The sequence below is a fragment of the Psychrobacter sp. JCM 18900 genome (assembly GCF_904846625.1).
Taxonomy (GTDB): Bacteria; Pseudomonadota; Gammaproteobacteria; order Pseudomonadales; family Moraxellaceae; genus Psychrobacter.
Genome location: NZ_CAJHBL010000001.1, coordinates 214,604 through 229,293, shown reverse-complemented (window position 1 = coordinate 229,293; position 14,690 = coordinate 214,604). Strand labels below are relative to the sequence as shown.

Below are 14,690 nucleotides of genomic sequence, written 5' to 3'. Positions count from 1 at the left end.
CCATCAGAACCTAGATCTTACATGCACCACCAGCACAATCATCTTCCATATCCGCTTGCGCATCGTTCGCACCATCACGAGTGTTATGGTAGTACAACGTCTTCACACCCATTTTATAAGCGTTTAGCAAATCTTTTAGCAATATCTTCATCGGTACACGGCCACCAGCATAACGAACGGGATCGTAGTTGGTGTTGGCAGAGATACTTTGATCGACGAATTTTTGCATGATAGCGACCAGCTTTAGGTAACCGTCATTGTTTGGCATTTGCCATAGTAGCTCGTACTGATCTTTTAGCTTATCAATCTCAGGCACAACTTGCTTTAGGATACCGTCTTTTGACGCTTTGATAGAGACCAGACCGCGTGGTGGCTCGATACCGTTGGTCGCGTTGGCGATCTGACTTGAGGTCTCAGACGGCATCAAGGCGGTTAGGGTAGAGTTGCGTAGACCGTGCTCAGTGATCTCGCCGCGTAGCGTTTCCCAATCGAGATGTAGCGGCTCTTGGCAGATTTTATCCAAATCAGCTTTGTACGTATCAATCGGCAAGATACCTTGTGAATATGTAGTCTCATTGAACGCAGGGCACGCGCCTTGCTCTTTGGCTAATTTGTTTGACGCTTTCAAGAGATAGAATTGCAATGCTTCAAACGTCTGATGAGTTAGACCAAGCGCGCTGTCGTCTGAATAGCGTGCGCCATTCTTGGCTAAGTAATAAGCATAGTTGATTACGCCCACGCCTAGCGTACGGCGACGCATACTGCCGTTTTGAGCCGCTTTGACTGGGTAGTCTTGATAGTCGAGCAGGGCATCAAGCGCACGGACGATTAGCTCAGCTGGCTCTTCGATGTCGCTGACGTTTTCGACTTTACCCAAGTTGACCGCTGATAGCGTACAAAGGGCGATTTCGCCTTCTTCGTCATTGATGTTATCCAGTGGCTTGGTTGGTAGTGCGATTTCCATACATAGGTTTGACTGGCGAATCGGGGCAACCGTCGCGTCAAATGGGCTATGCGTGTTGCAATGATCGACGTTTTGGATATAGATACGACCCGTACTGGCGCGCTCTTGCATCATCAAGCTGAACAAATCAGCGGCTGGGATCTGACGGCTACGTACGTTAGGATCATTTTCGTACTTGGTATATAGCTCTTCGAATTTGTCTTGATCTTCAAAGAACGCATCGTATAAGCCCGGCGTGTCACCTGGTGAGAATAGCGAGATGTCTTGGCCTTTGATTAAGCGCGTGTACATTGTCTTGTTTAACTGTACGCCGTAGTCCATATGACGGACACGGTTGTCTTCGACGCCGCGGTTGTTTTTTAGTACCAGTAATGACTCAACTTCTAAATGCCATAGTGGGTAAAATAGAGTCGCAGCACCGCCACGGACGCCGCCTTGTGAGCAGCATTTAACAGCAGTTTGAAACAATTTGTAGAACGGGATACAGCCAGTATGCTGTGCTTCACCGCCACGGATAGGGCTACCAAGGGCGCGGATACGACCTGCGTTGATGCCGATACCAGCACGCTGTGACACATAGCGTACGATGGCGCTAGTAGTTGCGTTGATAGAGTCTAGGCTATCACCACATTCGATCAATACGCACGAGCTAAACTGGCGCGATGGCGTACGTACACCTGACATGATCGGCGTTGGTAGTGAGATTTTGAATTCTGAGGTCGCATCATAGAAGCGTTTGACGAAATCAAGACGATCTGACTTGTCGTATTGGCTAAACAGACACATACCGACCAGCATGTACAAGAACTGCGGGCTCTCATAGACAGTTTTGCTCACGCGATCTTGTACTAGATATTTGCCAGCCATTTGCTCAACAGCAGCATAAGCCAAGTTCATATCGCGCCAGTGATCAAGGTACTCTTCTAACTCGTCAAATTCAGCACGGCTATAGTCAGCTAGGATGTGTTGATCGTATTTGCCAGCATCAGTCAAAGTTTTGACATGGTCATATAGGTGCGGCGGGGTAAATTTGTTATAAGCAATCTTACGTAGGTGGAAGATAGCCAAACGTGCAGCCAGATACTGATAGTCAGGCGTGGTCTCAGAGATTAAGTCGGCGGCAGATTTGATGATGGTTTCGTGAATGTCACGAGTCTTGATACCTTCATAAAACTGGATGTGCGACTTTAGCTCAACTTGAGACACAGACACGTTGTCCAAGCCGTGAGCTGCCCACGCTATTACCTTGTGAATTTTGTCTAAATCAATAGGCTCTAAACGTCCATCACGTTTGGTTACTTGGATTTTGTCAATATGTGTCATGCTGGCCTCTATTTTGATTGCTTATTGTGATGCTGCGCGCCGAGTGGGCGGCAGACATTCTTTATAACGCTATTATGCGGGGTTGTGCTAGCTGGTTTTTTTGGGCAAAAAGCTACCACTACTCATAGCGACGGTTAAAATCACTGAGTACTACATATAGCGTGTTTGTTAATTGGTAGGCACAATATAGCGGGAAAATTTTGAAAATACTATATTGATTTTAGAATAAAACTATGTTGCTGCAAGGTTGTAGGCAGTCCAAATTTTGGCAAAGGACGATGGGATAAGGGTTAGACGCAAATGCGGTCAATAATAAAATTTTTGTAAAAATATCGTGAGTTTTACTTTTCATTCTCTCGGTTATTGTCGACTGATAATGCGAGTCATGGCGGCAATAATGCGGGCGCAGATTGTACATCAAACCACAAAAAATCGCCACCCATAACTTATTACTAGCGAGTGACGATTTGGACTAAAAAGGCGTTAAAGTTTTTTATGCGACTTATAAAACAATACGAACCGTTTTTGCATTATCAAGTGAGGCATAAAGCGCATTCACTTGCTCAGCAGCTGTTAGGTACAAATTGACCCGTGCCGAGTGAAAACGACCTGTTTTAGACGGCTTAACTTCAATAGACGCCAAATCAAAATCAGGGAATTGGCTACCCAAAATTAGCTTTACTTCATTAAGTAAACTCTCACGCTCGCCTTCATGACCGATGATGCTTAGTGGGTAGTTCATCGGGAACTCCCAAAGCTCTGGGTTTTGAATATCGGTCTTTTTGCCTACCAACGCACCTTTATTTGGCGTCAAATCCGTGACTTTAACTGATGGCTGATTGCTGGTTGGGTTATTTGCGCTGTTGTCGACGTTGTCGTTGTTGTCTTTTGAATCATCACTCATGATATGAGCCTCGCTGGTATAGGTAAATAGGAAAAAGTTAATCAGTCATTAGTAGTAAGTAACTAACATTAAGTCATTCGAAAATCGCTGCTATAGACATTCAGTTAGTTAAACATCTGCTCAAATCATGCCAAAAACATCACGCCAAAATCTGAGACAGGCTCAGTGTAGACATCAGTGGCATTTAAATCAGTCAAGCTATAGCTTATTCAATTTAAAAGTAGTACAAGGCAACCGAGTGTAGATGTATGTGTGATACTTCAAGCGAGGTTAACGCTGTCATACTTTTATAGAGGAATGGCTATATTAGGCAGAGAATATATGCACTGTTTATAGTGGTCTATGAGCGATTATTCAAGTGAAGTCTGTATTTAGTCCGTTTCATCTTGAAGTAGTAAGCTAAGTGGCTTTTATTAAAACTATTAATGGAAGCTATTGCAAATAACCATTGATAGGAGTGATATCAGGTGGAATATCCGTCTCTCCCAATGCCTCTCGTAGATTAATCTCGATAGTGCGTGACAAGGCAGTCAAAGGTAATTGGTTAGCGGCCAAGCCAAAAGGCTCTTCTAACTCTTCACTAAGCGCGTCCAAACCAAAAAAGGTATAAGCAATCACCGCACAAATCAACGGGGTCGCCCAACCAAGTGATGCCACCAAGCCAAAGGGCAACATAATACAATACAGATAGGTCGTGCGATGTACCAGCAGCATGTAAGCAAATGGTAGTGGGGTATTATGAATGCGCTCGCACGCTGCCAGTACAATTGTCATAGAGGTCAGTCGCTCGTCCATGTTTTGTATGACTTGCTCCGATACCAGTCTCTGACGCCGAATGTTGCCTAGCTGCTTACCCATCAGGCGCATTATATAGTCAGGCACGTTTTTCGCTTGGCGCATACGGTCATGATGTATCGCTGCGACAAAAGGCTCGATATCCGCACAAGGTGGCGTACCACGCAATCGATGACGCACCGCATGGGCAAACGCAATGGTCAGATATACCATCGTTCGCTGAGCATCGCGACCAGTTGCATTGTCATCCTCGCCATCCTCTATACCAGTTCCATCGTCCTCATCTATAAAAGACAGCACTTGGCGCGTTAAGCTACGAGAGTCATATACTAGCTGACCCCACAGTCCGCGCGCTTCCCACCAACGTTGATAACTGGCGTTGTTTCGAAACCCAAGAAACAACGATAGTGCGATTCCAAGCAAGGTAAACGTTGCCATACCATAATAGGGAAACGAGTCAGGAAGCCAGTGCTGGATAATCGTGATGAGCGTACTAAGAATAGTAATCAGCAAAATTTGCGGATAGATTTTTGGAATGATTGATCCACGCAGGGTAAAAAATATCTTAAGGGCATTGGGTGTTTGCCGGACAATCATGTCAGTTTCCTAGCGATGAGGTATATGGAGACACTATTCAATGTCTCGTGTGATTCTAATATAGAAACGAGTTCTGTAAAGCCCAAAAGGCTATAAATTTATTCAAATTAAGAAGTAGGGTGATCACTTAAGCTCGGTAATTGAGATAGCCAAAAAAGTTAAATACTCGCCAAAAGGGCGATGTTTTTATTAATTTACTCTATGTATGTTAAAATGACGCGAAATATTCCTTCTTAACTCTATAAAAGCTGTTACCACAAAGATGAATACGCCACCCTAGCTGTACCCCTCCTCAGTAATAACTGCTTCCTATAGCAATTACTCTCATAAAGCGTCTGACGCTTTTTCTTGTGCGCACGCACTGCTTTAACGTTTGTATCACTATTCGATATATCTAGTGGATCATAAAGATTATCCCACTAAAAGTACGTTATGACGATAACTCGCTGACTATGATCGTTCACATTTTTATATTTATTGTTTGATAGGCAATGGGCAAAGTACCTAGATAGAGATGTGTCAGACTTTTCATGTGAGCTGATTTTTAACTACTTTTTATATGCTTTCCAAATAATGATTAGATACCTCGTTTATTGACAGACTAAAGCAGTTCCCCAAAACTGAGTTAAATATGTTAAATACAATTAAAGAACATTGGCTATCCAATGTGCGCGGCGATGTCTTGGCTGGCATGGTCGTCGCTTTGGCGCTTATCCCTGAAGCAATTGCGTTTTCTATCATTGCCGGTGTCGATCCCCAAGTAGGGCTTTATGCCTCATTTTGTATCGCAGTAGTGATTGCGTTTGTCGGCGGTCGTCCAGCGATGATTTCGGCGGCGACGGGTGCGATGGCGTTACTAATGGTGACGCTGGTCAAGGATTATGGATTGCAGTACTTGTTAGCAGCCAGTGTGCTGACAGGTGTTATACAGATTATATTTGGCTTCTTAAAGCTGGGGAATCTGATGAAATATGTGTCGCAATCTGTGGTACTGGGCTTTATCAATGCCTTGGCTATTTTGATTTTTATGTCGCAGGTTCCTGAGCTGATGCCGCAGGCAGGTTCAAACCTAGTACACGTATACGGTCTTGTAGCGCTAGGTCTCGTCGTTATCTATGGCTATCCATATATTTCAAAGATAGGTAAAGTGATTCCATCGCCATTGGTCAGTATTGTGTTGGTTACGGCTATAGCCATCCTATTGGGTGCAGAGGCGCGAACCATCAATGATATGGGGCAGCTGCCTGATACCCTGCCGATATTTTTGATACCTGATATCCCGTTGAACTTAGATACGTTGATTATTATTTTTCCGTACTCTATCAGTTTGGCGATAGTTGGCTTACTTGAGTCTATGATGACCATGACGATCGTAGATGATTTGACTGATACCAAAGGCGACCGTACGCAAGAGTGCAAAGGCCAAGGTATTGCCAATGTTGTTAGTAGCTTTTTTGGCGGGATGGCAGGCTGTGCGATGATTGGTCAGTCGATCATCAACGTAAAATCAGGCGGTTATACACGTCTTTCTACTTTAGTGGCAGGCGTGTTTTTATTGTTGATGGTAGTGTTCTTAAGCGATTGGTTAAAGATTATTCCAATGGCCGCATTAGTCGCTGTAATGATTATGGTATCTATCGGTACTTTTAACTGGGGTTCTTTTAAAGAGCTAAAAACCAAGCCGCTGCAAAGTAATGTGGTTATGATTACGACCGTTGCTGTGGTGGTCGCAACGCATAACTTGGCCTATGGCGTATTGATTGGTGTATTGCTGTCAGCACTGTTCTTTGCCAATAAAATTGAGCGCTATATGAGTGTGCATAGCCACATGGATGAAGCAGCGCAAACGCGTTATTATCAAGTTGATGGCCAAGTATTTTTTTCATCAGCAGAGCGTATGATTGATTCCTTTGATATTAAAGAGTCTGTCTCTAAAGTAGTCATTGACGTGTCGCGCGCGCATTTTTGGGACGTGACAGCAGTCGCTGCCATAGATAAAGTGATTATTAAATTTCGCCGCGAAGGCACTGAGGTAGAGCTCATCGGTTTGCACGAGGCGAGCCAAGCGATGATAGACAATTTCAGTGTGCATGATAAGCCAGATGCTGAGCAAAGCTTAGGCGCGCATTAAATTAGCTACGTATTAATAGTGTCATATTGATAAATATTATAAAGCTGAGTGTATCTCGGCTTTTTTTATGCAGATTAAAACCTGATTAGGAGACTATATTCTATTATGGATAAGTATTTTAGGAGGCAATAGATAATCAGAAGGGATAAGATAGTTAAAAGGGAAGAGGGTGCTAGTTTAGACGATGGTGTGATATTGAGATAATTAATCGTTATATTGAAATATCTAGATGTTGTGTAGTGAAACAAAGTAGCTCTAAAGGTTATGAGAAATTTTTAAAGCTTCAACAGCTCTTTTTCAACTTCATTGAGAAATGCTTCGATGTTAGCTTCATGACGCTGATAAAACGTCCATTGTCCATGGCGTTCGGACGTAACCAATCCTGCTTTTTTTAACACACCCATATAGTTTGAAATGGTTGATTGCGACAATCCAGCTTTTTCTTGGATGTAGCTGACGCATACCCCATCCAGATTAGCGTGCTCTGGTAATGACGCTGGAAAGTTCGACCTGTCCTTCAACCACTTTATGATTTGGCGACGCATGGGGTTGTTAAGTGCAGATATTATGTTTTCTGTATTCATAAAATGTGTGATATCGATACCTAGTTAATAATCAACAACTGTCAGAGTGGAACATTAAATTTTTAGCTTACTCATTATGAGTATAAACACTAAAGCGGAGTAGAATCTATTTACCGCCAATGTGCCAATCATATACAAATAAACGGCTACTAGTAGAATACTGCTTATAACTAGCGTTTATCTTCTGACTATACGTTTCTATAACAGTAGAGTATACAGCCAAAACTAGATTAATTATGGTAGTTGTACTGTCTAGTCATCGGAATATTGTCGAATAGTAATAATATATGATGGACAAACAAAGACTGTTTCAAATCGAACTTAACACTAAACGTTGTTACGACTGACTTATTAAATACACGTTAGTTCTTTGCCAAACCAGCAGTAAAATAGTATTAGAAAGCTTCTGATATGACAAGGGCGTGTTGAATATTCAACACGCCCTTGATGTTTTATGTTTTTCAATTTTATTAACTTTTTGCTTAATCTGGTTAGCATCGCGGTAGAGTACCGAAAAACCTAATAAGCATAGTTGTGATATCTTAGCTTTTTAGAAATTCCTCAATTTTTGGTTTAATAGTCATAGAAACGATGACCATTAATGTCAATCCTACTGGTAATGCAACTAGAAACCCTTCTAACCAACCATTTAAAAAGGCTGTTTGATTAGCAAAACCAATCGTTTTTGAGGCAGTACTAAAGGCCAACATAGACTCCATTATACAAGCCATCAATACACCTGTAATGAGATTGCGCTTGTACGCTTTGGTATTAGGTAGCTTATGATTAACAAATTTTGTGACCAGTCCCATCAGTAAGAAGCCAATCGGCATGATCGCATACGCTGCAAGTAGCGCTCTAGACCAGTCTATAAAAAATGTATCGGAATATCCGACATTCATATAGGTCATCACACCTGTTAAGAGACCACCTATGACAGTCATTAAGACAAGGATTAACAACACTTTGTAGAGCAACGGTGTTTTTTTAGTGCCATCATTCTTAGCGCCACTATTTTTATTGCCATCAATGAGCAGGGTCTCGGTATTTGACGGCATAGTATTTGGAGCCATAGTCATTTTCCTATCATAAAGAGCGTTTAATTAGTCGGTGTTTTTTTCTGCTTGTCGATCGCTTACAGACTGGTCTTCTGCAACACCTGCTTTCCAGTAAGAAAAGGCATATAGCTCATCCTTAGACCACTGTTGCTCGACTTTTAGATAATGACGAAGGGCTTTGACAGATGAGAATTCGCTAGCGATATAAGCAAAACGGCTCTGCTCTGCAGTTGGCAAATCGAGAGATTTTACTGTATCGATTAATTGACTGCCTTGCGTTGGATCTGGGTTATGTAACCATGTCATGGTGATATTGGCTGCTGTCGGCAATTCTTGCTCATCTTCTGTACCGTGCACTTCGATGATGCATTGACCAGTCGCACTGGCAGGCAAGCTTTCTAATATTGAACCTAGCACTGGTATAGCCGTGGCATCGCCAATCAGTAGTAAATTATCTGCATCGGGACAAAGGGCTTTGGTTTTAGGCTTCATTAAGATACCAATCTCGTCGCCAACCTCAGCATGAGTGGCCCAGCCTGAAGCGGGTGCCTCATCACCATGAGCAACAAAATCAATCCAAATCTGTTGTTTTGTCACATCGGCGCCGCGATGAGTATAAGTGCGGACAACGAATGTAGTATTGTCATTTAGGTCAATTGGCTGAGCTTTATCGACAGGAATAAGTACTTTGTTATTTGCGCCAACTGTCATGGTCGCGATATTGGCAATAGTATCTGCTTGGCCTGTGAGGTATATACGGATGTAGTGCGGAGTAATCATTTGCTTGTGAGCAACGGTCATGATTTCGCGTACTGGTTTTTGATTTATTGTGTTGTTCATACGGATCTGTCCTTACTTATTTATCGGTAGTCTTGCTAGTGCCAACGTTGTCTATCATGGTGCGACTGACACGGAAAAATAACGCAAGCTCTACGAGGCTTAAATCTTTCGTTAATTGCTGTCTTGTCCATTCTTCTGCTGCATCAAGCTTTGTCATAACCTCTTCACCTTTATGGGTCAGCTGTAGTAATTGGCTGCGACCATCAAGCGGGTTGTCTGTCTTTAATATTAGCTCAGCTGCCAATAGGTCATTTAAGGCGCGGGTGATTTGGGCTTTGTCTCGCTGCATGTGTTTAGAGATAGATAGCGCAGTACTATTTGGGTTATAGCAGACACCTTTTAAGGTTCTGATATTAGTCACGGACAACTCGACACCTTGCTGGCGAATACCTTCTAGCAGCAGGTTGGTATAGGTATGCATCAATTGATGTAGTGTTTCGCTCAATGAATTATTAGACATAAAAACTCTTTGGTATAGTTGATAGAAGCAACTATATAGAATAAGGTTGATAGTGTCAACTATAAAATGGTTTTTGAAGGAGTGTGTCTATCTAAACTTGGATAAGTTTGAATAAGAGAAGACAGTAGAGAGTAAAGAAAATAGGGTATATATTGAACAAAGAGCGCTTGGGCTAAAGAGATTTATGACTAGGAGGCTTTGCAATTAAAAAGCTTAGTAATTAACAAACACTATGATTAATAAACTCTAGAATTAAAAAGCAGGCACAAAAAAAGCTGAGATATACTCAGCTTTTTTATTTTTAGCGATTATCAAAAGCCTATTAGCTAGGCTCAATATTTTTCTGAAAATTTAGTCATTTTCAAGGAAAGAGCGCAAGTGCTCAGAACGTGATGGATGACGCAATTTACGCAATGCTTTTGCCTCGATCTGACGAATACGCTCACGCGTTACATCGAACTGCTTACCGACTTCTTCCAAAGTATGATCCGTTGGCATATCAATACCGAAACGCATTTTTAGGACACGTGCTTCACGCTCAGTCAGGTTACCCAAGACATCACGCGTCGCTTCTTGCAGACCAGCAGCTGTTGCATCATCAACAGGGCTTGAGATTGTACCATCTTCGATAAAATCACCTAAGTGCGAATCTTCGTCATCACCGATAGGGGTTTCCATAGAGATAGGTTCTTTGGCAATTTTCAGTACTTTACGAACTTTAACTTCGTCCATCTCTAAGCGTTCGCCTAATTCCTCAGGTGTTGGCTCGCGACCCATTTCCTGTAGCAACTGACGTGAGACGCGGTTGATTTTGTTGATCGTCTCAATCATATGCACAGGGATACGAATGGTGCGCGCTTGGTCAGCGATAGAGCGGGTAATCGCCTGACGAATCCACCAAGTAGCATAGGTCGAGAACTTATAACCACGGCGATATTCGAACTTATCAACAGCTTTCATCAGACCAATGTTACCTTCTTGGATAAGATCCAAGAACTGTAGACCACGGTTGGTATATTTTTTGGCGATAGAGATAACCAGACGTAGGTTAGCTTCAACCATCTCTTTTTTCGCGCGGCGAGCTTTTGCTTCACCAACTGCCATACGACGTGCTACATCTTTCATATCGTGGATTTTCATGTCGAGCTGTTGCTCGTAATCACGAATACGACGTTGAAGTAAAATGACGTCATCAGTGACTTTTTCTAGCGTACCAGCAAATGCAGGCTTACCTTTGATACGTTCAATCAACCAATCAACATTGGTTTCATTGCTAGGGAAGGTCTTACGGAACTCTTCACGCGGCATACGACCACGGCGAATCACCAAACGCATGATTTGACGCTCTTGCTTACGCACGTCGTCGTAGACGTCATGCATGATGGCCATGACTTGGTCTGACAAGCGATTATTTAGCTTTAGCATCATAAAGCGCTCAGCAAGTAGAGCATATGCTGTATCAGCCTGTACGCTACCACGGCCATAATCAAGCAATGCTTGCTTGGCTTTGATAAATAGATGCTCAATCTCTTCTAGACGTAAACGAACTTCTTCTGGATCAAGACCGCTGGTTTCTTCTTCAGCTTCGTCTTCAACGTCATCTTCGTCTTCGTCTTCGTCATCATCATCAAGCGCAGCTGCTTTCGCATTGACCTTGGCTTTGATAACTGGTGGGTTTTCTTTTTCTTCTTTGATGCGCTCACGTTCTTCTTTTGCCGCTTCTTTTGCTTCTTGGGCTGCGATTTTGTCTTCTTCGGTTTCAGGGTCTAAGAAACCAGTGATAACGTCAGATAGTTTCTTTTCACCGTCTTGTACTTTTTGATACTCATCAAGGACAAACTGTACGGTACCAGGCCAGTAAGACATGGCATGCTGCACATCACGAATACCTTCTTCGATACGCTTCGCAATGGCAATCTCGCCTTCGCGAGTCAGTAGATCAACCGTACCCATTTCACGCATATACATACGTACAGGGTCAGTGGTACGACCAGGCTCAGTTTCAACAGAGGCGAGTACTGCCGCTGCCTCATCTGCTGCCATATCATCATCACTTGAATCATCGTTCATCAAGATGTCATCGGCATCAGGAGCTGATTCAAAGATTTTGATACCGACATCGGTCAGCATTTGCACAATGTCTTCGATCTGATCGCTTTCGGTAATAGAGTCGGGCAGCTGGTCATTCACCTCAGCGTAGGTAAGATACCCTTGCTCTTTGCCCATTTGGATTAAGGTGGCCAGTTGAGATGTGGACTTAGAAACTGACTTATCGTTCATAAATACTCGCTTACTTGCATCGGACATTTTTATATTGTGACTCGCTATCGCTCGCTCTTTGCGTTGATCGTATCAATCGATTGATCAAAATATGGCGTAGAGGTTGTCAATAATATCAAAAATGAGTTGATATGAATAAAGGCTCAAAACACTACAATAACAATGCTGATAAACAGCTAAAAATTAGAAAAGCTAAAAAGACTTCAATATGGTACTTAAAAAAATACAGTACTTAAAAAACAGTATCTAAAAGCGGATACGTAAAAATAATACCTAAAATTTGTGCTTAACGATGCATGCTCACAATCATTCACCAAGCAGTGCTGTCAATATACAGCGACACAGTTTAACACAGACCACAGTCGTCAAGCACGAGCTAGTGATAGCTACCGACCATTTTTTACCGATTATTTGCCATCAGCTAAATGATTTAGAAGCGACTCATGCTACTGGGCATAATCATTAGTAGTGGGGGCAGCTGCTAGACTTTTAAAGGGTCAACATTTGAAATTAAAAATTAAGACTGCACCGTGACCATCTGTGCCGATTGTTCTGCCTGCTGTGCGCGTAGCCAATCATTTAATAATTGGGTTTGTTTGCGGACGATCGCAAGCTTAATATGATCTGGGTTCTGTATCAGCTCTTGTATTTTTTTCTTCATGTTGCGCTCAAGCAGCTGACTGACTAGCTCTTCGATTAGGCCATCAAGCCCCAAAATATTACGTGTAGTTAGCGCTTTATAGAAGCCGCCCCAATTACGGCTGAGCATGTCTTGGGTCGCAGGCTTTACGTTTGATAAGATAAAATGCGCCGCTGCATTGACATCTTTTGGTAGGTAATTAAGACAGCGCTTGATAGTACTTACGATGTCTAGCAGAGCAGCATCTTGCAAGTCTTCCCACGCAAGCGGACGTAGCGTATCAGGTGATGCTTTTTGTTTGATATGAGCAGGTAGGTGTAAGCCATTAATCCCTGACTGTTGCCAAATCGACTCAATAGGGTCGTCAATTAACGCGCGCGGCTGAAACAAAAAGCACAGCTGCAATTGCTGACTGATGGTCATATCACCATCAAAATCTAGCAGCGCATCTTTGGCCTCGACATTCTGACTGCGTTTACCGCCAAGCTTTTGATAAACGTCATTGTTGAGCAAATAGCGAAAGCTACTGCCTTTAGGTAAGGCGGTCGTCAACGAGCGTACTTGGGACATAAGTTTGGCTTTGCCTTCAGCCAGACTCATGTCATAACGCTCACTCAAATACGCAAAAATATACTGTGATAGTGGCATGGCATTAGCGATTTGCTCACGCATGGCATCGCTGCCCTGACTCTTAATAAAAGTATCAGGATCATGATTGTTAGGCAGGGTTAAAAACCGTAGCTCTTTATCATCGGCCAACACAGGCAGCGCAACTTCAAGTGTACGCCAAGCGGCTTTTTGTCCTGCGCTATCTCCATCAAAGCTCAAAGTAAGCGTTGGATTGAGTGTCAGTAGACGCGATATTTGGCTTTCATTAATCGCTGTACCCATCGAGGCGATTGCCCCATAGATACCTGCTTGATAAAGGGCGATCACATCCATATAGCCTTCGACCACCAGCCAGCTGTCTGCGCGCTGCTGACGTGATTCATAATAGCCGTATAGTACATGCTGCTTATGAAAGACGGGCGAGTCTGAGGAGTTGATATATTTAGGCTTTACTTCGTCATCAAGCGCCCGACCGCCAAAACCAATAGTACGACCTTGGTTATCACGAATTGGGAAGATGACTCGGTCGCGCAATAGATCGTAGTCGCGGCCTGACTCTGATTGACGTACCAATCCTAAAGCTTTTAGACCCTCAATATCCTGCGGGAATTGATGCTCAAGATGCTGCCAACCAAATGGCGCATAGCCAAGACCAAAGGTCTCAAAGATGTCTTCAGTGATACCGCGCGATAAAAAGTAGTGCTTGGCATGGGGATGCGTGGTCAGATTGTGCTGATAGAATTGCTGGATTTGCTCTAGCAGCTCATATAGGTTGCCATCTTTATCATCGCTTTGCTCAATGTTATGAGCGTCCTGCATACTAGCGCTAGTATCCGTATCTGTCAGCCATGCTGGCGGATAGCCACTATCGTCTGCGTGGTTTGGCATATACGGCTCTGAGGAATACGAGTCCATCGAATAGGACGCTGAATCATACGCTTCTAAGGGTGGAAAGTTCTCGTAGCCCTGATTGTCATCATAGCCTTGATTATTATCATAACTGGGCTGATCTATGTAATTCTGATCGCTTCGGGAGAAATTGTCTTGATAAGTGTCTTGACGATTATTTCGATGGTTGTCTTGATTTGTACCATCTTGCTTTGCTTTGCTATGTTCTACAGTTAAGCTAGGCACATTGTGAACTGGCGGCGGTGAAATAGGTTTGGGTGCGCGACGTTGATAACTAACGTTTTGCTGTTCTTCTTTGGGTACTTCAATGCCTGTCTGTTTTGATAGTTCATTGACCGCTTCAATGAATGTCAGATTCTCATAATTACGCAAAAAACTGATGGCATTGCCACCGACGCTACAGCCAAAGCAGTGATAGATGTTTTTTTGTGGATTGACATAAAAAGAAGGCGATTTTTCACCGTGAAAAGGGCAGCAGCCTTTATATTCACTACCAGCCCGTTTAAGCGTAGTGTGTTTACCAATGATACTGATCAGGTCAGCTTGGCTATTTAGTTGTTCAAGAATATGGTTAGGAATGCTCATACAAAAAACAG

General features: G+C 43.0%; 10 protein-coding genes. 1 reads left to right on the top strand and 9 read right to left on the bottom strand.

Going from position 1 to position 14,690, the window contains the following annotated elements:
* Positions 1–10: 10 nt before the first annotated feature.
* The 3 genes from nrdA to JMX96_RS00890 all read right to left on the bottom strand — a co-directional run bounded on the left by nrdA (position 11) and on the right by JMX96_RS00890 (position 4,583).
* Positions 11–2,287: a class 1a ribonucleoside-diphosphate reductase subunit alpha gene (nrdA, locus tag JMX96_RS00900; protein WP_102090443.1), complete on the bottom strand. Its 2,277-nt coding sequence runs from the start codon at positions 2,285–2,287 to the stop codon at positions 11–13.
* Between the two features lie 502 nt (positions 2,288–2,789).
* Positions 2,790–3,080 (bottom strand): YbeD family protein, encoded by a 291-nt coding sequence (locus tag JMX96_RS00895; RefSeq protein WP_057762424.1) that lies wholly within the window; start codon positions 3,078–3,080, stop codon positions 2,790–2,792.
* A 543-nt stretch (positions 3,081–3,623) separates the two neighbouring features.
* The gene (locus JMX96_RS00890; RefSeq protein ID WP_201566681.1) at positions 3,624–4,583 is read right to left on the bottom strand and encodes a bestrophin family protein; all 960 of its coding nucleotides are present in this window, start codon (positions 4,581–4,583) and stop codon (positions 3,624–3,626) included.
* Positions 4,584–5,214: 631 nt separating this feature from the next.
* On the opposite strand from JMX96_RS00890, the gene JMX96_RS00885 reads away from it, so the two are divergent.
* On the top strand, positions 5,215–6,714 hold the full coding sequence (locus tag JMX96_RS00885; RefSeq protein WP_201566679.1) for a SulP family inorganic anion transporter: 1,500 nt from the start codon (positions 5,215–5,217) through the stop codon (positions 6,712–6,714).
* A 275-nt stretch (positions 6,715–6,989) separates the two neighbouring features.
* On the opposite strand, the gene JMX96_RS00880 is transcribed toward JMX96_RS00885, so the two are convergent.
* The 6 genes from JMX96_RS00880 to JMX96_RS00855 form a co-directional block, all read right to left on the bottom strand.
* Positions 6,990–7,298, bottom strand: a complete 309-nt coding sequence (locus JMX96_RS00880) for an ArsR/SmtB family transcription factor (protein WP_101204781.1) — start codon at positions 7,296–7,298, stop codon at positions 6,990–6,992.
* Between the two features lie 542 nt (positions 7,299–7,840).
* Positions 7,841–8,371, bottom strand: a complete 531-nt coding sequence (locus tag JMX96_RS00875) for a DUF2798 domain-containing protein (protein ID WP_201566677.1) — start codon at positions 8,369–8,371, stop codon at positions 7,841–7,843.
* Between the two features lie 30 nt (positions 8,372–8,401).
* The gene (locus tag JMX96_RS00870) at positions 8,402–9,196 is read right to left on the bottom strand and encodes a siderophore-interacting protein (RefSeq protein WP_201566675.1); all 795 of its coding nucleotides are present in this window, start codon (positions 9,194–9,196) and stop codon (positions 8,402–8,404) included.
* 16 nt (positions 9,197–9,212) lie between these two features.
* Positions 9,213–9,656: a MarR family winged helix-turn-helix transcriptional regulator gene (locus tag JMX96_RS00865; RefSeq protein WP_201566673.1), complete on the bottom strand. Its 444-nt coding sequence runs from the start codon at positions 9,654–9,656 to the stop codon at positions 9,213–9,215.
* Positions 9,657–10,007: 351 nt separating this feature from the next.
* Complete coding sequence (gene rpoD, locus JMX96_RS00860) at positions 10,008–11,936, bottom strand: RNA polymerase sigma factor RpoD (protein ID WP_201566671.1); 1,929 nt, start codon at positions 11,934–11,936, stop codon at positions 10,008–10,010.
* 517 nt (positions 11,937–12,453) lie between these two features.
* The gene (locus JMX96_RS00855; RefSeq protein ID WP_201566669.1) at positions 12,454–14,679 is read right to left on the bottom strand and encodes a DNA primase; all 2,226 of its coding nucleotides are present in this window, start codon (positions 14,677–14,679) and stop codon (positions 12,454–12,456) included.
* Positions 14,680–14,690 lie beyond the last annotated feature (11 nt).